This is a genomic window from Streptomyces sp. NPDC093544 (assembly GCF_040683495.1).
Classification (GTDB): Bacteria; Actinomycetota; Actinomycetes; order Streptomycetales; family Streptomycetaceae; genus Streptomyces.
Genome location: NZ_JBFBEA010000021.1, coordinates 161,929 through 184,011, shown reverse-complemented (window position 1 = coordinate 184,011; position 22,083 = coordinate 161,929). Strand labels below are relative to the sequence as shown.

Below are 22,083 nucleotides of genomic sequence, written 5' to 3'. Positions count from 1 at the left end.
GAGACGCCTGCGTCGACGAAGCCGATGCCTTTGATGCCGAGTTCGACGGCGTGCTTCTCGTCGTCCGTCCAGCGGGAGTTGCCGCCGTCCACGACGACGTCACCGGGCTTCAGGAGGGCGGCCAGCTCGTCGATGGTGGACTGGGTCGCGGCACCCGCCGGGACCATCACCCACACCACCCGCGGGCCTTCGAGCTTGCCCACAAGCTCTTTGAGGCTGTGGACATCGGCGAGGTCCGGGTTGCGGTCGTATCCGAGGACGGTGTGGCCTGCGCGGCGGATGCGCTCGCGCATGTTGCCGCCCATCTTGCCGAGGCCGACGAGACCGAGCTCCATCAGTTGTTCCTTAGGTTTGCGACGTGGCGTGAGGGCACTTTCGTACCTGTGTCCGAGCCTAAACCCGGACGCTCACGCACACCTGTGGGCATACGCGCTCAGACGTACGCCCCACCTGCGGCTTCGGCGGCCGGGTGGGCCGGCCGCCACGCATCAGCCGCTGAGGCGCACCGGCATGATCAGGTACTTGTATGCCTCGTCCGCCTCGGCGTCCAAAGCGGGCTTGCCGCTCAGCAGCGCGGGCTTCGTGGACGTCGTGAAGGAGAGCTGGGCGACCGGTGAGTCGATGGCACTCAGGCCGTCGAGCAGGAACGTCGGGTTGAAGGCGATCGAGACGTCGTCACCCTCCAACTGGGCGTCGACCCTCTCCACAGCCTGTGCGTCGTCACTGGAGCCCGCCTCCAGGATCAACACGCCCTGCTCGAAGCTCAGTCGCACCGGGGTGTTCCGCTCGGCGACCAGGGCCACGCGCTTGACGGCCTCCACGAAGGGGGCGGTCTCGATGACGGCGATCGAGTTGAACTCCGTCGGGAACAGCGAGCGGTACTTCGGGAGGTCGCCTTCGAGCAGCCGGGTGGTCGTACGCCGCCCCGCGCCCTCGAAGCCGATCAGACCCTCGCCTGCACCGGAGCCGGACAGCGCCAGGATCACGCTGTCGCCGCTCGTAAGGGCCTTGGCGGTGTCCAGGAGCGTCTTGGCGGGCACCAGGGCCACCGCGGACGCCTCGGGGTCCTCCGGCTTCCACAGGAACTCACGGACCGCGAAGCGGTAGCGGTCGGTGGAGGCGAGGGTGACCGTGTCGCCCTCGATCTCGATGCGGACGCCGGTGAGGACGGGCAGAGTGTCGTCGCGCCCGGCCGCGATGGCCACCTGGGCGGCCGCCGAGGCGAAGACCTCACCGGGCACAGTGCCGGTCGCCGAGGGCATCTGCGGCAGCGCCGGGTACTCCTCCACAGGCAGCGTGTGCAGTGTGAATCGCGAGGAGCCGCAGACCACGCTCGCCCGTGAACCGTCTGTGGAAATCTCCACCGGCCGGTTGGGGAGGGCGCGGCAGATGTCGGCGAGCAGGCGGCCGGAGACCAGCACCGTGCCCTCCTCGTCGATCTCCGCGTCCACCGACACCCGTGCCGAGACCTCGTAGTCGAAGCTGGAGAGGCTCAGGGCGCCCTCCTCGGCCTTCAGGAGCAGGCCGGCGAGCACAGGCGCCGGCGGACGGGCCGGGAGGCTGCGTGCCGCCCAGGCCACTGCCTCCGCAAGTACGTCGCGTTCCACCCGGATCTTCACCGTTGCCGCCTCCGTCTGTTGCCGGCGCTCTCGCCCTGCTGGCCTTCGTCGTTTGACTCGGTGTCGCTCGGCCCAGGGATGGGCAGGACACCGGGGACCAGTCTGACGCACAGCACTGACAGTCGTTGCCCCTCGGGGTCAAGTCGTGCAGAGCGGCACCGGAGGCTCCGAGCGTGAGTTGTGCACAGCCCCGTCTTCGAATCGATTCTCAGGCTCTCTCTAGTTGGTCTTAGTAGTAGGGCCTGTGGAAACCGTGGATAACCCTGTTTTCGCAGCTCAGAGGGTATTTTTTGTCCACTGACCCTGTGGGTGGGAGCGGTGGAAAACCACGCTCTTCTGTGGACGGCGAAAAGTTCTGCACACGCGATGCACAGGCGGAGGTCACTTCTCCCCAGCACCGTCCCCAGATTTACCCACGTTCCCCACAGGCCAATCGCGCACCTTGGTGTGACGCCTTTCACTCGACACGGTGAGAGGGCGCGTCGGGTTGCCGAACAGTGGACAGAGGTGTGGAGAAGCTGGAGATCGCTGGGGACAACCCGGCCCAGCCTGTGGGCTGACGGTGGACAACTTGGTGCACACCCTGTGGATCTTTTCTTCGTCCACAGCCTGTGGACGAAGTTCGTCCACCAATCCACAGGCGGGTGACCTGGTCCGATGGTCTTTCAACAGTGCGGCCTGTGGACACGATCTGGACAACTTCCCAGTCCCCAGGGTGTGGACGCCGGAAAGTCACCGAATCTGTGGAGAGTGGCCGTAACCCGGCTCGTAATCGAACAGAGGATGACCGCCGATCGACGGAGGGCGCCCTCCGTCGACGTACGAAAACGTCGGCGGAGCCCTCGACGCGGGCTGGAAAACGCTCCGGACGGGGCACGAAAACGCTCCGGGCGGCCCCTGGCACGCGCACGAGGACAGCGAAAGGCGCCCTCGGGAAGGTGTCCCGGGGCGCCCTCGGCGACGTACGACGGTGTCTGTCGTCGGCTCTGTCAGCCGTTCTTGATGCGGTTCGTCAGCTCGGTGACCTGGTTGTAGATGGAGCGGCGCTCGGCCATCAGCGCGCGGATCTTGCGGTCGGCGTGCATCACGGTCGTGTGGTCGCGGCCGCCGAACTGCGCGCCGATCTTCGGAAGTGAGAGGTCGGTGAGCTCGCGGCAGAGGTACATGGCGATCTGGCGTGCCGTCACCAGGACGCGGCTGCGCGAGGAGCCGCACAGGTCGTCCACGGTGAGACCGAAGTAGTCGGCGGTGGCCGCCATGATGGCCGGCGCGGTGATCTCCGGGGACGAGTCCTCGCCGCCGGGGATCAGGTCCTTGAGGACGATCTCCGTCAGACCGAGGTCCACCGGCTGCCGGTTGAGCGACGCGAACGCCGTCACCCGGATCAGCGCGCCCTCCAGCTCGCGGATGTTCCGCGAGATCCGGGACGCGATGAACTCCAGCACCTCCGGCGGGGCGTTGAGCTGCTCCTGCACCGCCTTCTTACGAAGGATGGCGATTCGCGTCTCCAGCTCGGGCGGCTGGACGTCCGTGATCAGACCCCACTCGAAACGGTTCCGCAGCCGGTCCTCCAGGGTGACCAGCTGCTTGGGCGGCCGGTCACTGGAGAGCACGATCTGCTTGTTCGCGTTGTGGAGCGTGTTGAAGGTGTGGAAGAACTCCTCCTGTGTCGACTCCTTGTCCGCCAGGAACTGGATGTCGTCGACCAGCAGGATGTCCATCTCGCGGTACCGCTTGCGGAAGCTGTCGCCCTTGCCGTCGCGGATGGAGTTGATGAACTCGTTGGTGAACTCCTCCGAGCTCACGTACCGCACCCGCGTGCCGGGGTACAGGCTGCGCGCGTAGTGCCCGATCGCGTGCAGCAGGTGCGTTTTGCCGAGGCCCGACTCCCCGTAGATGAAGAGCGGGTTGTACGCCTTCGCCGGTGCCTCGGCGACGGCGACCGCGGCGGCGTGCGCGAAGCGGTTCGAGGCGCCGATGACGAAGGTGTCGAAGAGGTACTTCGGGTTGAGGCGCGCGGTGGGCTCGCCCGGACCGCTGGCCGGTGCGGGCTGCGCGGCCAGCGGTCCGGGTGAGCCGCGGTGCATGTGGCCGCTGCCGGAGGGCGGCTCCTGAAGATCGCGGCGGTCGGGACGCTGGTCGTAGTCGGAGCGCTGCTGCTCGTACGGCGGGCGGTCCATGGACTGCGGCCGGTAGTCCTGTGAGGGCGACGCGTAGGGGTCACGCTCCGGGAAGCCGAGGCGCTGCTGCTGCCACCCGTAGTCGTCCTGGTGCCGCGGCCAGGCGCCCGGCTCGGGCCGCTGGTAGTCGGGATAGGCGGGGCGGGCGCTCGGGAGCTGGTCGCCGGGGGCCCCGGGGAGCTGGTCGGGGCGGCCGGACCTGTGGTCGTCGGCGCGGTGGCGGCCGTACCCCTCGTATCCGTCGCGGCGCTGACCGTCGTAGGGGTTGCGGTCGTCGCGTGTCTGGGGGTCGTACGGGTTTCGCTCGTCGCGGCCCTGGCTGTCGTACGGGGGGCGCTCGTCGCGCGCCTGGGTGTCGTACGGGCTTCGGTCGTCGCGGGTCTGCCCGTCGTACGAGTCGCGGCCCTGGCCCTGCCCCGAGGGGGGCTCGGACTCTTCGTACCGGGGCTGGGAGGGCGCCGGAGGTTCGCCGGCGGAGTCGTCGACGGTGATGGCGATGCGGATCGGGCGGCCGCACTCGCGGCTCAGGGTCTCGCTGACGATCGGCGCGAGACGGCCTTCGAGTACGCCCTTCGCGAACTCGTTGGGGACCGCGAGGAGTGCGGTGTCCGCGACCAGCGCCAGGGGCTGGCAGCGCTTGATCCAGTGCTCGTCCTTCGCCTCGACACCCTGACCGCGGCCCTCGCCGAGAAGTTGCTCCATTACTCGTGGCCACACTGCGGCAAGATCGGCAGGTACGTCAGCCACAGGGCACGCTCTCTCATGGGTCCCACGAACGTGTGGTTCTGGGAGCAGGTTGGGAAGATCACTCGGGTGGGGCGGTGGGAACAAAGCCGCTGGGGCGGTGAGAAGAGAACGAATCGGAGTTTGGCCACGGTAGTCAGGGCGACCGCTGCGGTTCAAGTTGTTGTCCCCAGCCTGTGGATAGTGTCTCCTGGCAGGTGCTGGTTTGACCGGATGGCGTAGCCGCGCGTACCGTGACCAGGTCGAGTTGTCGATGGCTGCTGCCGCCTGCCTCCGATGGGCACAGGTCACTTCGAGTGATCGGGAAGCGGTGCACTCGGGCGTATACGAGCTACTCGTGGGCGCACGGTGACAGCCAGGACGGCATCCCGCCACCACCGATTATTTCTGGAGCCCCCGAGTGAGCAAGCGCACCTTCCAGCCGAACAACCGTCGTCGCGCCAAGACCCACGGCTTCCGCCTGCGGATGCGCACCCGTGCCGGCCGCGCGATTCTCGCGAACCGTCGTGGCAAGGGCCGATCCAGCCTGTCCGCCTGATCACTTACAGGTCATGACGTCGTGCTGCCTACCGAGCATCGGCTGAGGCGGCGCGAGGACTTCGCGACCGCGGTACGCCGAGGACGCCGGGCCGGACGCCCGCTCCTTGTCGTCCATCTACGTAGCGGTGCAACGGACCCGCACGCGCCTGGGGAGAGCGCTCCCTCGACGCGTGCGGGTTTCGTCGTGAGCAAGGCCGTGGGCGGGGCTGTCGTACGCAACAAGGTGAAGCGCAGGCTTCGCCATCTGATGCGTCACCGGGTGGCTCTGCTGCCCACCGGTAGCCTGGTAGTCGTACGAGCGTTGCCCGGCGCGGGTGACGCCGACCATGAACAGCTGGCCCGAGACCTGGATGCCGCCCTTCAGCGGCTGCTGGGAGGGGGCGCGCGATGAAGTACCCGCTGCTGGCTCTCATCAAGCTGTACCAGTGGACGATCAGCCCGCTCCTGGGGCCGGTGTGCAAGTACTACCCGTCGTGTTCCCACTACGGCTACCAGGCCATCGACCGGCACGGTGCGATCAAGGGAACGGCACTCACCGCCTGGCGCATCCTCCGGTGCAATCCGTGGTCGCTGGGCGGTGTGGACCATGTTCCGCCGCGCAAGCGTCCGCGGTGGCACGAAATGCTGCGTAACGCCTGGCGTGCACGCAAGGGCGGGACCTCCGCCGCCGAACCGGCCATCGAAGGGCACGGTATGTCCGACCACCCCTCGAGCCCGGCCGCCGAGACCCCGTCCCATGCTCAAGGAGCCTGATTAGTGGACACGATTGCCAGTCTGTTCAGCTTCATCACGACACCCGTCTCCTGGGTCATCGTCCAGTTCCACTCCGTGTACGGCAAGATCTTCGGCGCCGATACGGGCTGGGCCTGGGGCCTGTCCATCGTGTCCCTGGTGATCTTGATCCGTATCTGCCTGATCCCGCTCTTCGTGAAGCAGATCAAGGCCACTCGGGCGATGCAGACGCTGCAGCCCGAGATGAAGAAGATCCAGGAGCGCTACAAGAACGACAAGCAGCGTCAGTCCGAAGAGATGATGAAGCTGTACAAGGATTCGGGTACCAACCCGCTCTCCTCGTGCCTTCCCATCCTGGCGCAGTCCCCGTTCTTCTTCGCCCTTTACCACGTGCTCAACGGCATCGCGACCGGCAAGACGATCGGCGTCATCGACGACTCGCTGCTGACCAGTGCCCGTAAGGCGCACATCTTCGGTGCCCCGCTCGCGGCGAAGTTCACCGACGGCGCCGACAAGGTCGCCCAGCTCGGTGCCACACTGACCGACGTCCGTGTCATCACCGCGATCATGATCGTGTTGATGTCGGGGTCGCAGTTCTACACGCAGCGTCAGCTGATGACGAAGAACGTCGACATGTCCGTGAAGACGCCCTTCATGCAGCAGCAGAAGATGCTGATGTACGTCTTCCCGGTCATGTTCGCCATCTTCGGCATCAACTTCCCGGTCGGTGTCCTCGTCTACTGGCTGACCACCAACGTGTGGACCATGGGCCAGCAGATGTACGTCATCCGCAACAACCCGACGCCGGGCAGCAAGGCTCAGGCCGCGTACCTGGAGCGCCTGGAGAAGCACGTCACGCACCACGAGAAGACGCGTGGCCGTGGTCAGAAGGCCATCGTCAAGGCGATCGTCGCCAAGGGCCGCGACCGCAACGAACACGAGCGCAAGTTCATCAACACTCTGACCAAGGCGGGCCTGGCGGCCCAGGCCGACGGCACCGTGTTGAAGGGTGTGAGTGACGCCGTCACCGAGGCCGAGGACGGCACCCAGACGACCGTGGGCGGCGCCCCCAAGCGCCAGCAGCCGAAGAGGCAGTCCAAGTCCCAGCGTCAGTCGGCTACGGCCAAGGCGGCGGGCGAGTCCGAGCCGAAGACCTCGCTGACCAAGTCCGACGAGCCCGAGGACGCCAAGCCCAACGCCGCCAAGCCGGCCGCGGGCGGCAACAAGCCGGGCTCCGGTACCCGCAGCAAAGCCCAGTCCGGACAGCGCAAGGGTCCTCAGCGGCCCAAGTCGCCGTCCAAGAAGTAAGAAGGAGTCCATCCCGTGACGGAAGGCACCATCTCCGCTGCCGCCGAGGGCGACACCCTGAGCCGCCTTGAGCAGGAGGGCGAGATCGCGGCGGACTACCTCGAGGGTCTGCTCGACATCGCTGATCTCGACGGCGACATCGACATGGACGTCGAGGCCGACCGCGCCGCTGTCTCGATCATCAGCGACGCCGGCGGTCGCGATCTGAACAAGCTGGTCGGCCGGGACGGTGAGGTACTGGAAGCCCTGCAGGAGCTCACGCGCCTGGCGGTACACCGGGAGACCGGCGACCGCAGCCGCCTCATGCTGGACATCGCGGGCTACCGCGCGAGGAAGCGCGAGGAGCTCTCCGAGCTGGGTGCCAAGGCCGCGGCCGAGGTCAAGAGCTCCGGTGAGCCTGTGAAGATGAACCCGATGACGCCCTTCGAGCGCAAGGTCGTGCACGACGCGGTCAAGGCTGCGGGGCTGCGCAGCGAGTCCGAGGGCGAGGAGCCGCAGCGCTTCGTCGTCGTGCTTCCTGCCTGATCGGTACGTACGTTCCATCGGCCCCGTCTGTTGCGCAGGCGGGGCCGAACTTTGTCAGCCTGGTAGTCCTCGGTGGAGCCTGATAGTCCCTGGTATGCCTGGCAGTACCCGGTAGTCCCTGATGGTCCTGGTGGTCAGCGCTCAATGCGCTTATGCGGTACGGAAGGACGGTCCCCGTGACGGAGGCAGCGGAGCTTCCTCCCGCGCCGGAGCAGGCGCGTGAGGTTTTCGGCAATCGCTTCGCGGACGCGGTCCGGTACGCGGAGCTCTTGGCCGAGGCGGGAGTGCAGCGGGGGCTGATCGGCCCGCGTGAAGTGCCCCGTCTGTGGGAGCGGCACTTGTTGAACTGTGCGGTGCTCTCCGAGGTCGTGCCCGAAGGGGTGACGGTGTGCGATGTCGGCTCGGGTGCCGGACTGCCGGGCATTCCGCTGGCGCTCGTCCGCGAGGACCTCAAGATCACGTTGCTTGAGCCGCTGCTGCGTCGCACGACCTTCCTGACTGAGGTCGTGGAGCTGCTGGGCCTCGACCATGTGACGGTCGTCCGTGGTCGCGCGGAGGAGGTCATGGGCAAGCTCGCGCCCGTTCACGTGGTGACCGCGCGCGCCGTGGCGCCCCTGGATCGACTGGCCGCCTGGGGCATCCCGCTGCTGCGTCCTTACGGCGAGATGCTCGCCCTCAAGGGCGACACCGCCGAGGAGGAGCTGAAGAGCGCTGCAACGGCGCTCAGCAAGCTCGGTGCCGCTCAGACATCCGTGCTCCATGTAGGAGAGGGAGTGGTGGATCCGCTCTCCACCGTCGTACGGGTAGAGGTCGGGGAGAGCCCCGGTGGTGTGCGCTTTGCAGCCAAGCGGGCAAAGGCGGCCCGGATCGGGCGAACGCGACGCCGACGCTGAGCCTGAGAGGCCGAATGGACGTTGAACTCCCGGATCCGCATGGCGGAGCCGGGAGTTTTTCGTCACTATCGCTGATCCGTCCTGACGACGAGCAGTACTCCACACAAGCTGCCAAACCTACGCATCTCGGAGTGTCGCGCCATGATGGCCGCGAACCCTATGCATCGTGTTTCACGTGAAACGTCGCTCACTGTTGCACGGCATCATCAGTCGCGGCCGGGCCGCGGCCGTATCCCGGGACCGGAAACCTCTCGCTTCACTCAGAGAGGGTGCGGAGTTGTCCACAGAGGTGGATTTCTCCACAGAAGAACGGGCCTCGCTGGTTCACGACCCCGAAGGCATGGGAGGCTCTGTTCATTGCGAGCCTGAAGTCGAGGAGAGTGAATCCTTGCGGTCCGACGCCAACATCGCGGGACCGATGACCGATCCGGTCCCCGGTCCCCGTACCGAGTCGATGGGGGAGGATGTTTCACGTGAAACACCGCCTCCAATGGACGACACTCCCATCGGTCGTGCTGCCCAACTGGCAGTGGAGGCGCTAGGTCGCGCCGGTGAGGGCCTGCCCCGGCCTGAGCAGACCCGGGTCATGGTCGTTGCCAATCAGAAGGGCGGGGTGGGTAAGACCACGACCACGGTCAACCTTGCTGCCTCACTCGCTCTGCATGGCGGCCGTGTCCTGGTGATCGACCTCGACCCTCAGGGCAATGCCTCCACCGCGCTGGGCATCGACCATCACGCCGAAGTTCCATCGATCTACGACGTGTTGATCGACAGCAAGCCGCTCTCCGAAGTCGTCCAGCCGGTCGCCGATGTCGAGGGTCTCTTCTGCGCGCCGGCCACCATCGATCTCGCCGGTGCGGAGATCGAGCTGGTGTCCCTGGTGGCGCGGGAGAGTCGACTGGAACGAGCGATCCAGGCATACGAGCAGCCGCTGGACTACATCCTCATCGACTGCCCGCCGTCGCTCGGCCTCCTGACGGTCAATGCGCTGGTGGCCGGCGCGGAGGTCCTCATCCCCATCCAGTGCGAGTACTACGCGCTGGAAGGCCTGGGGCAGCTCCTGCGCAATGTGGACCTGGTACGGGGGCACCTCAACCCCGACCTCCATGTCTCGACGATCCTGCTCACCATGTACGACGGCCGGACGCGCCTGGCGTCGCAGGTCGCGGACGAGGTGCGCAGTCACTTCGGTGAGGAGGTGCTGCGGACGAGCATTCCTCGCTCGGTCCGTATCTCCGAGGCGCCGAGCTATGGGCAAACGGTGCTGACCTACGATCCAGGGTCAAGCGGTGCCCTCTCGTATCTTGAGGCAGCACGGGAAATCGCCCTCCGCGGAGTTGGTGTGGCGTACGACGCGGAACCTGCCCACGTGGGCGTACAGAACGGTCAGAACATGGTGGAGGGGATCCAGTGAGCGAGCGACGACGGGGACTGGGGCGTGGCCTCGGCGCACTCATCCCTGCGGCACCGACAGGAGAGAAGGCGGCTTCCGCGGGTGGAGCGTCCACCTCGCCGACGGCTGTGCCCGTACTCACCGCCGAGCGCGGTGTGGCTGCGGCGAAGGTGGCCATGCTGCCGCCTGTTTCACATGAAACCGAGGAGCTGTCGGCGAACGGAGTTCTGGAGGAATACCCGTCACCTGTGGGTGCTCACTTCGCCGAACTACCCCTCGACTTCATCGTCCCGAACCCGCGCCAGCCTCGCGAGGTGTTCGACGAGGACGCTCTCTTCGAGCTGGTCACCTCCATCAAGGAGGTCGGGCTTCTCCAGCCTGTCGTCGTACGTCAGGTCGGTCCGACGCGCTACGAGCTCATCATGGGCGAGCGGCGCTTCCGGGCATGCCGTGAGGCCGGGCTTGAGGCGATTCCGGCGATCGTGCGGGCCACGGAGGACGACAAGCTCCTCCTGGACGCTCTGCTGGAGAACCTGCACCGCGCGCAGCTGAACCCGCTGGAAGAGGCGGCGGCCTATGACCAGCTGCTCAAGGACTTCAACTGCACGCACGACCAGCTGGCGGACCGCATCGGGCGGTCGCGTCCGCAGGTCTCCAACACTCTGCGTCTGCTGAAGCTCTCTCCTGCGGTTCAGCGCCGTGTTGCCGCCGGAGTTCTCTCCGCCGGACATGCACGGGCCCTGCTCTCTGTGGATGACTCGGAGGAGCAGGACCGGCTGGCCCACCGGATCGTGGCCGAGGGGCTCTCGGTGCGGGCCGTCGAAGAGATCGTCACCCTCATGGGATCGCGGCCGCAGACCGCCCCGCGCTCCAAGGGGCCGCGTGCCGGCGCGCTGCTCTCCCCGGCGCTCAGTGATCTGGCTTCGCGTCTCTCGGACCGCTTCGAGACGCGAGTGAAGGTCGACCTGGGACAGAAAAAGGGCAAGATCACCGTCGAGTTCGCCTCGATGGATGACCTTGAGCGGATCCTCGGTTCTCTCGCACCGGGCGAAGGACCGGTTCTTCAGAAGAGCCTCCTGGACGACGACTCCGAGGACACGGAGGCCTGAGTCGCAGGTGGTGGGACGGTCTTTGATCGGCCGAACCACCAGAGCGGGCCGTGTCCGGTGTGTACCGGACACGGCCCGCTCTTTTGCTTTCTGGCGGTATCGATGGAATCGCATCGTCGATACGATGCGTTCGGGTATGGCGCATCCACCTGGCAGCACCTTTTTGGGGAGGCGGGGGCCGTGCAATCCATGACCCGTACCGGACTGCTGACCGCAGGCCTGGGACTGGGAGCGGTCGGCGGGTTCGTCGGCAGTCTGCTCAGGGAGCGAAGTGCCCTGACAGCCGCCCGTGTCGTCGCGGGCGAAGGAAGCGAGGAACATCCTTCATGGGGCGTCGGCTCGTACCGCTCACGCTGGACAACCTTAAGGACCTTCCCGAGCGCTGTCGCTCGTGTGTCTTCTGGGAGCTGGACCCAGTCAGTGGGCAGGCCGCGGTAAAAGCAGGCACACCTGACCTGGAAAAGGAGGCCTGGATCTCCGCCGTCCTGCTGGAGTGGGGATCCTGCGGCCGTGTTGTCTACGTGGACGACGTACCGGTGGGGTTCGTGCTGTACGCGCCTCCGGCCTATGTCCCCCGCGCCACAGCGTTCCCCACGAGTCCGGTGTCACCGGATGCGGTTCAGCTGATGACCGCCTTCATCCTGCCGGGCTACCAGGGACAGGGACTCGGCCGCGTGATGGTTCAGACAGTCGCCAAGGATCTGCTGCGCCGGGGCTTCAAGGCGATCGAAGCCTTCGGCGACGCGCGGTGGAAAGAACCGGCCTGTGTGCTGCCCGCGGACCATCTGCTGGCCGTGGGCTTCAAGACGGTCAGGCCGCACCCCACCAATCCGCGACTGAGGCTGGAACTGCGGACGACGCTCTCGTGGAAGGAAGACGTGGAGCTGGCCCTGGACCGCCTTCTGGGAGCCGTACAGAAGGAGCCGGCGCTCCGGCCCCTGTAGTCGGCGCTCGTGCCCTACAGAGGCTGCTCTGACCTTGCAAAGAAGAATGGGCCAACCCAAGAGGGCTGGCCCATTCGTGTTTCACGTGAAACATGCGCCGCTCGCGCGGCAGTTCACCGACTAGTCGGTGATGAAGTCTGCGAGGTCGCGCACGATCGCAGCCTTCGGCTTCGCACCGACGATGGTCTTGGCGACCTCGCCACCCTGGTAGACGTTCAGGGTCGGGATCGACATGACGCCGTACTTGGCGGCGATCCCCGGGTTCTCGTCGATGTTGAGCTTGACGACCTCGATCTTGTCGCCGTACTCGGCGGCGATCGCCTCGAGCGACGGCGCGATCTGGCGGCACGGACCGCACCAGGCGGCCCAGAAGTCCACCAGGACGGGCTTGTCGTTCTTGAGGACGTCCTGCTCGAAGGAGTCGTCAGTCACGTTCTTGAGAGTGCCGGCCACGGCAGGCTCCTTAACTCGTTGGTGCGGTGGGGCGGATGGGATCAGACAGTGGCAGCCGCGGTAGCGGCCTCGTTGTCCGCGAGGGCGGCGAGGTAACGCTCGGCGTCGAGGGCCGCGGAGCAGCCGGTGCCGGCTGCGGTGATCGCCTGGCGGTACGTGTGGTCGACGACGTCACCGGCGCCGAAGACGCCGGTCAGGTTCGTCCGGGTCGAGGGCGCCTCGACCTTCAGGTAGCCCTCCCCGTCGAGATCGAGCTGGCCCTTGAAGAGCTCGGTGCGCGGGTCGTGGCCGATCGCGATGAACAGACCGGTCACCGGCAGCCCGGAGATCTCGCCTGTCTTGAGGTTGCGCAGCTTCAGACCGGAGAGCTTCGGGTTGCCCTCGATCTCGGCGATCTCGCTGTCCCAGACGAACTTGATCTTCGGGTCGGCGAAAGCGCGCTCCTGCATTGCCTTGGAGGCGCGGAGCGTGTCCCGGCGGTGGACGATCGTCACGGACTTGGCGAAGCGGGAGAGGAAGGTGGCTTCCTCCATCGCGGTGTCGCCGCCGCCGATCACGGCGATGTCGTGGTCCTTGAAGAAGAAGCCGTCACAGGTGGCGCACCAGGAGACGCCGCGTCCGGAGAGCGCGTCCTCATTGGGCAGGCCGAGCTTGCGGTGCTGTGAGCCTGTCGTGACGATGACGGCCTTGGCGCGGTGGACGGTTCCGGCGGTGTCCGTGACGGTCTTGATCTCGCCCGTCAGGTCGACGGCGACGACATCGTCCGGAACGAGCTCGGCACCGAAGCGCTCGGCCTGGGCGCGCATGTTGTCCATGAGCTCCGGGCCCATGACGCCGTCCTGGAAGCCGGGGAAGTTCTCCACCTCGGTGGTGTTCATCAGCGCACCGCCTGCGGTGACGGCGCCCTCGAACACCAGGGGCTTCAGCGACGCGCGCGCGGTGTAGAGCGCTGCCGTGTAGCCGGCGGGCCCGGAGCCGATGATGATCACGTTACGGACGTCGGTCACGGCTTGATTCCTCGTCTCTGGAGACTGCTGCGTACTGCTGGTGGGAGCCTCTCTCAGAACTCTCACCCCACCCAACGGATCCTAAGGGGCCAGCATTCCCGCTGTGTCCGGGCACACGGAGACCCGAGACCGAAGAGAGAGGCCATGCGGCGTCGGGGCAGGAGCTCGTTCGGCTCTCAAAACCTCAGGAAGGGGTGTACGACTGCTTCAGCAGGAGCTTTCCCGGGGACGCCGAGCCCTGCTTCATGCACGCGGCGTCGACGATATAAGCCGCGACCTTCGTGCTGTCGGAGGCGTCGGGCTGTACGACGAGATAGACGCTCGTGCCTTTGTACGTACCCGACTCAGCGGCGAGGACCGCTCCGCTGTTCCCCGTTCCGTCCTGGACGCATTCAGGGACGGTCACGGCGGGCGTGATCAAGGTGCCGACTTCCGGGGACGCGGAACCGGTGCCATGGGACTGGACGCCCCAGGGCTCGTCGGTGCCGGAGCGATCTTCTGTGTTCTTGTTCTTCGTGAGGAGATCAGAGACCTGGCTCTCCAACGTCCCTTCGGAGAAGGTGACGGTCGAACCCGACTCCGGTGGTGTCTCTGCCTGAGAACTCTTGCCCGTGCTGTCGTTGCCGATCGTCTGCAGGAGGATCGCGCCCAGCCCCAGAGCGGCGGCCGTGAAAGCCGTGCCGATCACGGCCACCCTGCGACGTCCGGGGCGTACTCGGTGGGGCCGCCCGGGGCCGGTGGCTGCGCGAGGTCCCGAGGGGCGGTCCGTGGAGGCGGAGGAGCCTGAGTCGGGAGATGCAACGAGGACACCCGCGGTCGATGTTTCACGTGAAACACTCGCGCGGTCGTCCTTCGTGTCCGCGTCACCACCGGGTGCCGTGGCACTGAGCAGCGCTTCCGCGGCCAATGCGGCATCAATGCGGCCGGCCACATCGGCGGGCATACGCGCCGGGCCCGGCAGGGAGCCAAGCAGGCTCCGGATCTCCTCAAGCGAGTCGTACACGTCAGCACAGAGCGGGCAGTCGTCGAGGTGTCGTCGTACGTCCGCGGTACGGGAGGGAGTGAGGAGACCTTCGGAGAGGTCGGAGATCTCCGCGACGTCCGGGTGCCCGGCCGTATCCGTCGTGGATGTCACGCTCTCCCACCTCCGCCCTTCACAGCAGCTGAATCGCTTGGCCCCGCATCATGTGGTCCCGCTGCGGGTGGGACGGATGTCCCCTGCGTCCGGTTCCGTCCGCCCCCCGACTTCTTGCTGTCCTCCCTGCTCTCGTTCTCCGTACGGAGATGGGTGAGCAACGGGAGGAGTCTTGCTCTGCCACGAGCGCAGCGGCTCTTCACCGTGCCGATCGGCACGTCGAGAACACGGGCGGCCTCCGCCACGGGGTAGCCCTGCATGTCCACCAGCACCAGCGCGGCGCGCTGGTCGGGCGGAAGGGTGGCCAGAGCCTTGAGGAGCTCTCGGTGTAGATCGTTGCGCTCCGCCGGAGCGGAGGCGGACTCGTGCGGCTCGAGGAGCTGCTCCAGGCGTTCGGTGTCATCGACGGGAGAGGTCTTTCTGGAAGCGGCTTTGCGGGCGCGGTCCAGGCAGGCGTTCACCGTGATGCGGTGCAGCCAGGTGGTGACGGCCGACTGGCCGCGAAAGGTGTGGGCGGCGCGGTAGGCGGAGACCAGGGCGTCCTGGACGGCGTCAGCGGCTTCCTCACGGTCTCCCAGCGTCCGCAGGGCCACCGCCCAGAGGCGGTCGCGGTGACGCCGCACAAGCTCACCGAAGGCATCGGAGTCACCCTCGACATGCCGGGCGAGGAGGTCCTGATCGCTTGCTTCGCCGTATGTGGCTTCATCGGCCATCGGACCCCCTCCCCTTTGTCGATGAGCGTCAGCTGGTGAACTTCACGTCCGTGATGGCTTGCTTGTAGCCGGCGTCGCTGTATTGGTCGCCGGATGCGTGCGGCACCGCGGTGAGCCAGAGCAGAACGTATCGGGTCTTCACCGGCTCCTTGGCCGAGATCTTCAGGTCCTTGCCCGAGGTCGTAGCTGTCGCGATCTGCGACATGGAGCTGAGCGGGGCGGACGACGACAGTGAATCGGCGGCGTACAGGGTGGCTGTCGTGTGATCGCCGGGGTAGTAGAGCCCTATCGAGGCCGCCGACAGATCCTGGCTGGAACCGAGGTCGTAGACGATTCCCACGCCTTGCTTGAACGGTGCCAGTTCGGGACCGCCCTTGTAGGAGTAAGTCCGCCAGTACGTCGAACTGTCGTCGTCGTAGGTCAGCTTCGCGTCACTCGCGTGCTGCGGTTTGCCATCCGGGTAGTACTCGGCCGCATCCTGGATGGTGATCGGCTCGACAGGCTTTGCCTTTTCGCTGCTCTTGTCGTCGCTGTCCGTCGTCTGCGTCTGGTTCGTGTCGTCGGACTTGAGCTGTTCCATGAGCGCGTCCGCGAGCTGCCAACTGCCGAGGCCCAGCGCGGCGATGAGGAGAGCCGACACGGCCCACTTCAGGGCCTTGCCGGTGCGGCTCTGTAGCGGGGACGGCGGGGCAGGCATGGGCTGTGTCACGCCTGGACGCGGCGCCTGACGACCGTAGGTGCCCTGCTGGTACGACGTGCGCTGGTACTCCGGCGGGGCGGTGAACGCGGGCTCCGGCGGGCGGATGCGAGGCATCTCGCTGATCGCCTTCACCAGTTCCTCCGGCGCGGTGCACGCGGTCTCGTGGCGGGAGGCGGTCGCGCCGTCGTTGGCGAGCGCGCGCATGGTGAGTTCGGACAAGCCTCGGTGAACGCCGGCCCGAACCTGGTCGGGAGGGATGAGACCGATGTCTTTGGGCAGCCCCGACAGACCGTAGGCGTCGTTGTCGTACGGCCAGCGTTGGGTCAGCGCGGCGTACAGAAGCGCGCCGATCGCCTCCGTGTCGGTGCGCTGTGGGGTGTCCGAAGTGATGCCGCGCAGCGCGGCGTTGACCGCGAGCCCGCGGATGCGCCATTGGCCGGACGAGGTGCGCAGCACGGCGCCCGGGGTCAGCCGCAGGTGCGCCAGGCCCTCACGGTGCGCCGCAGCCATGGCCTGGGAGACCTGGGTGACCATCTGGTACGCGTCGTGCACCTCCAGCGGGCCGGAGGCCAGGAGCGTCGTGAGCTCCGTGGCGTCCGGAAGCCACTCGTGCACCACATAGACAAGGTCGTTCTCCTCAACCGCGTCCAGGACTTGGACGAAGCGGGGATCGCCCAGCAAGGCGGAGGAGCGGGCCGCTGCGAGTACGGATCGGGCCCGCGGATGGTCGGCGGGCAGCAGATGCACACCGACGGCACGGCGGAGTTTCTCGTCCATCGCACGCCAACTGCTGAAACCGTCCAGACGGGTGACGCACTCTTCGAGGCGGTACCGTCTGGCGAGCTTGTGACCGCTGTGAAGTTCGGGCGGTGAGGCCTTTCCGGGACGCTCGGTCCCGCCGCTCCCCTGTGCCTTTTCGCTCTCCGTGTCCCGCTCCCGCTTCTGGGCCACCCCGTCGGCCGTGGACTGGTCCGCCTTGGCGGTCAGCGGCTCGTCGCCGCTGTTGTCTGCCACGTCGACGGCAGCCGTGCTCCGTTCCGCCACCGTCGTTCCCGCCTCCCCATCCGTTGCGTGCTCCCACGCAGAAACCAATTGTGCCCACAGTCCGCCGCTATGCACGACACGCGGCGGCTAACGATGGTTGTGCGCGTACCCCCGCCTCAGCGTCCCAGGCGCCCGCGGACCATTCCGACCAGTGAGTTGAGCTCTTCGATGCGCATCTTCCGTGCTGCGATGTAGAAGACGCCGAGGAGGGCGATACCGCCACCGAGGAGGGCGAGTAGCGAGCCACCAACGCCCTGTCCCAGCGTGTGGCTGATCCCGTAACAGGCTGCCCCGCTGAGCAGAGCGGCGGGCAGCGATGCGATACCCAGCCGGGCGTACGTCCGCAGGACCCGTGTGCCGTCGAGGTCGCCGCCCAGCCGCTTGCGTAGACGGCTCCAGGCGATACCGACGCCGATCGCGTAGGCGAGGCCGTACGAGGCCGCCATGCCGACGACGGCCCAGCGGGCAGGGAGCACGAAGAAGCAGAGCGCCGAGGCCCCGGCGTTGACGACGGCAACGATGACCGTGTTGTAGAAGGGGGTCCGGGTGTCTTCGTACGCGTAGAAGGCGCGCAGCACGACGTACTGCACGGAATACGGGATCAGGCCGAGGCCGAAGGCCATCAGCATGTAACCCATGTTCGTGGAGGCGCTGATGCCGGATGAGCCGAAGATCAGCGTGCACATCGGAATGCCGAGTGAAACGAAGCCGAAGGCGATGGGCACAATCGCGACGGCCGTGGTGCGCAGGCCCTGGGAGATGTCGTCGCGGATGGCGCCGGCGTCTCCCTCGTGGGCCGAGCGGGAGATCCGTGGCAGCAGGGCAGCCATGAGGGAGACGGTGATGATCGCTTGCGGAAGGCCCCAGATGAGCTGGGCGTTGGCGTAGGCGGCGAAGCCGACGCCCTCGATCTTGCCGGCGTCCTTGCCTGCGGCTGTCGACAGCTGGGTGACGACCATTGCACCCGCCTGGTTGGCGAGGACGAAGAGCACCGTCCACTTGGCGAGCATCGCGGCCTTGCCGAGGCCGTGGCCCTTCCAGTCGAACCTAAGGCGCAGCTTGAATCCGGTCTCGCGCAGGTACGGGATCATCGCCAAGGCCTGTACGACGAGGCCGAGGAGAATGCCGATGCCGAGGAGACGTTGGCCCTCCGGCGGGATGTTCCCCACTGCCATCCCGGAGTCCGCCGCGCTGCCGTACACCCAGATGAACATTCCGAGCGTCACGATGATGACGATGTTGTTCAGGACCGGGGTCCACATCATCGCGCCGAATTTTCCGCGAGCGTTGAGGATCTGCCCCATCACCACGTGGATGCCCATGAAGAAGATCGAGGGCAGGAAGTAGCGGGTGAAGGTGACGGCGACGTCATTGGCCTCAGGGCTGCTGGCAACGGGCACCGAAAGCATACGGACCAGTAGCGGCGCGGCGAAGATCGCGAGCGCGGTGAGTGAGCCGAGGGCCACCATGACGAGGGTCAGCAGGCGGTTGGCGAAGGCCTCGCCGCCGTCGTCGTCATCCTTCATGGCGCGCACGAGCTGGGGCACGAAGACCGAGTTGAGCCCGCCGCCGACGGTCAGGATATAGATCATCGTCGGTAGCTGGTAAGCCACTTGGAAGGAGTCGCCCAGGAGGCCTAGGCCCAAGGCGGAGACGATCATCGCTGACCGGATGAAGCCGGTGAGGCGGGACACCAACGTTCCCGCCGCCATCACCGCGCTCGACTTCAGCAGCCCCGAAGCCCGCCCGCCCTGCTTCGGTGCGGCAGCGGGCGGCGGTGGCTGCGCGGCGGCCGGAGCCGGTTCGGGGGCCGGTGACGGTACGCCGGGCGGACCGGCGTACGGACGGCCGGCGCCCTGCCCCTGGTCACGGAAGAGGTGGGCGAAGGCGTCGGGCTCGTGCTGCTGCTCGCCCGCCTGGGTCACCAGGTCGTCGACGCCCACGAACTGGGTGGTGCGCGCGTCCTCACCGTAAGGAAGGTGCCGGGTCGGGCCCGCGGGCTCCGGCGGGGGCGTCTGGGCCCAGACGCGCGGGTCGGGGGCGTACTGCGACGTGGGCGGCTGGGCGTACAGCGGAGGCTGCGGGTAGTACGTGCCCGGGGGCGGCGGGGGGTGCGCGGCGCGGTCGTAGAGCGCCTCGGTCACCGGGTCCTGGGCGGAGAGGTCCTGCGCTCGGTAGGGGTCCTGGGCGTATGTGTCCTGGAAGTACACGTCCGCGGGGGGCCCCTGCGGCGCCTGACCGGACTGGGGCGGCGGACCCTCGGGATAGCCCTCCGGGTAGCCGGAGTTCCCGGTGCCTTGATCCGGGTAGCCCTCGGGGTAGTCCGAGCTGCCCGCGCCCTGACCGCGGTCACCGTCGTACGGCGCGTTCATGGTTACCCCACCTCATCGTCCCCGGGCCCACCGGCCACGACATCGCTCAACGGTCCACTCTCTCACCCGTCCCGGACGGGCCGGTGCTTTGCGGTCCGGTGTCCGGTGTCAGGTCACTCGGGTGCTCCGGGTCATCTGCCCCGGACTCCGCGTCGGACTCGCCGGAGGGGCGGTCCTGGGAGTCCTCGGCAGCGCTGTCCTCAGTGTCCACGGTGCCGTCGCCGCCTTCGCCCGCGCTCTCGGCCTCGCGAACGTCCTCCTCGGCCTGCCGGGCGGCCGCGCGCTTGCGCTGTGTGTACATCCGGTATCCGGCGAGCACGAGCAACAGGAAGCCGCCGCCGATGACCAGCATCACCGTGGAAGTGATCTCGGTGACCTTCACCTCGAAGGTGACGGGGGTGCCGTATCTCTGGCCGTCCACCGTATACAGCTGGGCGACCACCTTCACCGGACCGTTGGCCTTGGTCGAGGTGGTGAACTTCACCGACTGGCTGTGCTCGCCCGAGACCGCGATCGGCTTCTCGTCGTAGGGGCCGTCACCGATTTTGAGACGGGTGGGCTGCTGCGAGGTGAGGCGCAGGACCAGATGGTCGACGCCCTGCACAAGGTTGTTCTGCACGGTCACGGGGATCGTGGCGCTGCGACCCGAGAGTTGCGCGTCGGACTTCTCGATCAGCTTCACGAGGCCCGTGAGGTCGTTGAGATACGACGAAACGCTCGTCCGGAAGGCTGCCGCCGGAGCGGCACGGCCGCGCCAGGACGTGGACATCCCCCGGTCCATGGCCCGGCCGAACGGGGTGACCACGCGAGACTGGTCGGTGAGGATGACCTTGAAGTTGTCGAGACTGGTCTGCGTGTCCCGGATCCACTCGAAGGCCGACTGCGGCAGCTCCTGCTTGCGGAGCGAGGAGGAGTACGCGGACTCGGCGGGCACTTTCGTGGTGGCACCCGGGTCCGGCTTGGCCTTGGCGGCAGCGGAAAGGCCCTGGGATTCCGACCAGTTCCCGTCCCGGAGTGCCGTCAGCGCCTGCGCCATCGTCTCGGCCTGGCTCGCGGACGGCATGCGCTGCGGGGCGATCACGATGCTGCGCTGCTTCTGCGGCTCCTGCAGGCTGATCGCCAGGCTCTGGGCCAGGAACTCCTGCACAGCGAGGGTGGAGGTGGCGGCCTTGGTCATGTCGCCCTGGAACTCGGTCGAAAGCCGGGCGTCCGCAACCACCGCGGTCGTCCCGCCACCGATGGGGCGGGCGGCACTCGGCGTGTACGACAGCCCGCCCGTCTCAACCAGGCTGTCGCTGCGGGCGATCACCTTGTCGGCCCCCGCGGAGGTGGCGACCTTGACGATCGACGGGTCGAGGGCGCCGTCCGTCGGCCAGGCGAAGTCCGTGTTCGGCGTGACGTGGAGGACCGTGTCCACCGTGCCGGCGGCCACGTCCGTCGCGTCCTTGAGGTGACTCAGGGAGCCGGTGACGTTCGTGCCGTTGTGCGCCAGCGATGCGAGGTCGGGGTCGGCGAAGGGAAGGGCGACGACCTCCTTGTCCTTGACCGTCGTCTCCAGCTTGGCCAGCCACTGCTTGGCGATCGCCTGGTTCTTGCCGGCCGTGGTGGTGTCGCCGTCCTGGATCTGGTAGCTGCGCGTCATGGCGTCGACGGAGGCCAGCAGGTCCGGGTCGAGGACCCACGTGACGTCCAGGTCGCCTCCCAAGGACACCAGCTGGTCCAGGCGGCCGCCCGGGGAGATCTCCGCGGCCAGGTCGTCGTTCTCGAAGACGGGCGTCTGCTGCGCGTCCGAGCCGGTCTCCGCCGTGAGGTGGACCGTGGAGATCAGCGGCCAGAGATACGTCGTCTTCGTCTTCGTGTCAGCAGCGTCGGGCTGCCAGGGGAGGAACGTCCGCTGGATGCCGAGAATCTGGTCCCACGGCTGAGCGGCAGTCCGGCCCGTGAGGGAGACACCGAGCTGGTAGACGCCATCGGCGCCGAGGTCCAGCTCGTCGACGGGCACGGAGATACTGAAGGGCTGTGAGACGCCGACGGTGAGCTCGGAGAACTTCGCGACGTACGTGCCGCCGACCTCCGTGGGATCGAGACCCGACTGGAACCCGGTCCGCTTCGCGGCGCTGTCGATGGCGGAGCGGCTGTTGAGCGACGGACCTACGCGGACGCCCACGTGGGCGTCCGTGATCGCCTGCTTGCCGTTGTTGGTGACCGTGCCGGAGACGGTGATGGTGTCGCCGGTCGTGGGGACGCTGGGGGTGAGCGAGTCGAGGGAGACGGCGACCGTGCTGGACCCGGTGGCGTCGGCCACAGCGGTCTTCTCGGTGGCGTACGCGGACGTGCCCAGGGGCAGCTGGAGCAGCCCGGTCAGCAGGGGCACACCGGCGAGCAGTGCGCCGCTGCGCCGGAGCCACCGGCGGGCAGGTGAGGGACTCATCCCCTGGAAGTCTGCCGCCTCGGCCACGCGCTCGCCCGTCCCTCGTCATCGTCAGTGGTCGTCGGAATGTGCGTCCACGCATGGTAACGATGTGCGCTGAGGGGAAGTGCCGCGGACTGCTCCACAAGATCGGAAGACTGGGTGGGGTGTCCTGTATGTGTGTGTATCGATGCCCTTATAAGAAGGGGACGGCTGTGCGCGTTTTATGGAGGCGCCCGTGGGGGCCTCGGCCACGTACCCT

Annotated in this window: 19 protein-coding genes; 9 read left to right on the top strand and 10 right to left on the bottom strand. The window is 67.3% G+C overall.

Annotated elements, in window-relative coordinates; genetic code table 11:
- The 3 genes from AB0N66_RS30030 to dnaA form a co-directional block, all read right to left on the bottom strand.
- The coding region (locus AB0N66_RS30030; RefSeq protein ID WP_365440840.1) for an NAD(P)-binding domain-containing protein at positions 1-335 on the bottom strand (335 nt) is incomplete at its 3' end.
- Between the two features lie 153 nt (positions 336-488).
- A complete protein-coding gene (gene dnaN / locus AB0N66_RS30025) occupies positions 489-1,619 on the bottom strand; it encodes a DNA polymerase III subunit beta (protein ID WP_365440838.1) in 1,131 nt (376 codons plus the stop codon).
- Between the two features lie 989 nt (positions 1,620-2,608).
- Positions 2,609-4,546, bottom strand: coding sequence for a chromosomal replication initiator protein DnaA (gene dnaA, locus AB0N66_RS30020; RefSeq protein WP_365440836.1), 1,938 nt, complete (start codon positions 4,544-4,546; stop codon positions 2,609-2,611).
- Positions 4,547-4,943: 397 nt separating this feature from the next.
- Here dnaA and rpmH point away from each other — a divergent pair, with 397 nt between their 5' ends.
- The 9 genes from rpmH to AB0N66_RS29975 all read left to right on the top strand — a co-directional run bounded on the left by rpmH (position 4,944) and on the right by AB0N66_RS29975 (position 11,987).
- Positions 4,944-5,081 carry a 50S ribosomal protein L34 gene (gene rpmH / locus AB0N66_RS30015; protein ID WP_003967884.1) on the top strand — a complete coding sequence of 46 codons (138 nt, stop codon included), beginning with the start codon at positions 4,944-4,946 and terminating at the stop codon, positions 5,079-5,081.
- A gap of 21 nt (positions 5,082-5,102) precedes the next feature.
- A complete protein-coding gene (rnpA, locus tag AB0N66_RS30010; RefSeq protein ID WP_365440834.1) occupies positions 5,103-5,474 on the top strand; it encodes a ribonuclease P protein component in 372 nt (123 codons plus the stop codon).
- Positions 5,471-5,836 (top strand): membrane protein insertion efficiency factor YidD, encoded by a 366-nt coding sequence (yidD, locus tag AB0N66_RS30005; RefSeq protein ID WP_266458393.1) that lies wholly within the window; start codon positions 5,471-5,473, stop codon positions 5,834-5,836. Before rnpA ends, yidD begins: the two co-directional genes overlap by 4 nt.
- A 3-nt stretch (positions 5,837-5,839) precedes the next feature.
- Positions 5,840-7,123 carry a membrane protein insertase YidC gene (yidC, locus tag AB0N66_RS30000; protein WP_365440831.1) on the top strand — a complete coding sequence of 428 codons (1,284 nt, stop codon included), beginning with the start codon at positions 5,840-5,842 and terminating at the stop codon, positions 7,121-7,123.
- Between the two features lie 15 nt (positions 7,124-7,138).
- Complete coding sequence (locus tag AB0N66_RS29995; protein ID WP_365440829.1) at positions 7,139-7,648, top strand: R3H domain-containing nucleic acid-binding protein; 510 nt, start codon at positions 7,139-7,141, stop codon at positions 7,646-7,648.
- Positions 7,649-7,824: 176 nt separating this feature from the next.
- Complete coding sequence (gene rsmG, locus AB0N66_RS29990) at positions 7,825-8,541, top strand: 16S rRNA (guanine(527)-N(7))-methyltransferase RsmG (RefSeq protein ID WP_365440827.1); 717 nt, start codon at positions 7,825-7,827, stop codon at positions 8,539-8,541.
- Positions 8,542-8,881: 340 nt separating this feature from the next.
- Positions 8,882-9,955, top strand: coding sequence for a ParA family protein (locus AB0N66_RS29985; RefSeq protein WP_365440858.1), 1,074 nt, complete (start codon positions 8,882-8,884; stop codon positions 9,953-9,955).
- On the top strand, positions 9,952-11,043 hold the full coding sequence (locus AB0N66_RS29980) for a ParB/RepB/Spo0J family partition protein (RefSeq protein WP_365440825.1): 1,092 nt from the start codon (positions 9,952-9,954) through the stop codon (positions 11,041-11,043). Before AB0N66_RS29985 ends, AB0N66_RS29980 begins: the two co-directional genes overlap by 4 nt.
- Before the next feature lie 326 nt (positions 11,044-11,369).
- Positions 11,370-11,987: a GNAT family N-acetyltransferase gene (locus AB0N66_RS29975; protein ID WP_365440823.1), complete on the top strand. Its 618-nt coding sequence runs from the start codon at positions 11,370-11,372 to the stop codon at positions 11,985-11,987.
- A gap of 120 nt (positions 11,988-12,107) precedes the next feature.
- Here the strand turns inward: AB0N66_RS29975 and trxA are convergent, their stop codons facing one another.
- The 7 genes from trxA to AB0N66_RS29940 form a co-directional block, all read right to left on the bottom strand.
- A complete protein-coding gene (gene trxA, locus AB0N66_RS29970) occupies positions 12,108-12,440 on the bottom strand; it encodes a thioredoxin (protein WP_365440821.1) in 333 nt (110 codons plus the stop codon).
- Positions 12,441-12,481: 41 nt separating this feature from the next.
- Complete coding sequence (trxB, locus tag AB0N66_RS29965) at positions 12,482-13,447, bottom strand: thioredoxin-disulfide reductase (protein WP_365440819.1); 966 nt, start codon at positions 13,445-13,447, stop codon at positions 12,482-12,484.
- 184 nt (positions 13,448-13,631) lie between these two features.
- Complete coding sequence (locus tag AB0N66_RS29960) at positions 13,632-14,582, bottom strand: hypothetical protein (protein WP_365440817.1); 951 nt, start codon at positions 14,580-14,582, stop codon at positions 13,632-13,634.
- On the bottom strand, positions 14,579-15,295 hold the full coding sequence (sigM, locus tag AB0N66_RS29955) for an RNA polymerase sigma factor SigM (protein ID WP_365440815.1): 717 nt from the start codon (positions 15,293-15,295) through the stop codon (positions 14,579-14,581). The genes AB0N66_RS29960 and sigM overlap by 4 nt, the downstream gene beginning before the upstream one ends.
- A gap of 28 nt (positions 15,296-15,323) precedes the next feature.
- A complete protein-coding gene (locus AB0N66_RS29950; RefSeq protein WP_365440813.1) occupies positions 15,324-17,039 on the bottom strand; it encodes a protein kinase family protein in 1,716 nt (571 codons plus the stop codon).
- 116 nt (positions 17,040-17,155) lie between these two features.
- The gene (murJ, locus tag AB0N66_RS29945; protein ID WP_365440811.1) at positions 17,156-19,411 is read right to left on the bottom strand and encodes a murein biosynthesis integral membrane protein MurJ; all 2,256 of its coding nucleotides are present in this window, start codon (positions 19,409-19,411) and stop codon (positions 17,156-17,158) included.
- Positions 19,412-19,457: 46 nt separating this feature from the next.
- Positions 19,458-21,869, bottom strand: coding sequence for a DUF6049 family protein (locus AB0N66_RS29940; RefSeq protein ID WP_365440810.1), 2,412 nt, complete (start codon positions 21,867-21,869; stop codon positions 19,458-19,460).
- Positions 21,870-22,083 lie beyond the last annotated feature (214 nt).

Bases quoted from the DNA above. Each gene is read 5' to 3' on its own strand.
- AB0N66_RS29975 (WP_365440823.1), top strand. From the start codon at position 11,370: ATGGGGCGTCGGCTCGTACCGCTCACGCTGGACAACCTTAAGGACCTT.
- sigM (WP_365440815.1), bottom strand. From the start codon at position 15,295: ATGGCCGATGAAGCCACATACGGCGAAGCAAGCGATCAGGACCTCCTC.
- yidD (WP_266458393.1), top strand. From the start codon at position 5,471: ATGAAGTACCCGCTGCTGGCTCTCATCAAGCTGTACCAGTGGACGATC.
- murJ (WP_365440811.1), bottom strand. From the start codon at position 19,411: ATGAACGCGCCGTACGACGGTGACCGCGGTCAGGGCGCGGGCAGCTCG.
- AB0N66_RS29985 (WP_365440858.1), top strand. From the start codon at position 8,882: ATGGGAGGCTCTGTTCATTGCGAGCCTGAAGTCGAGGAGAGTGAATCC.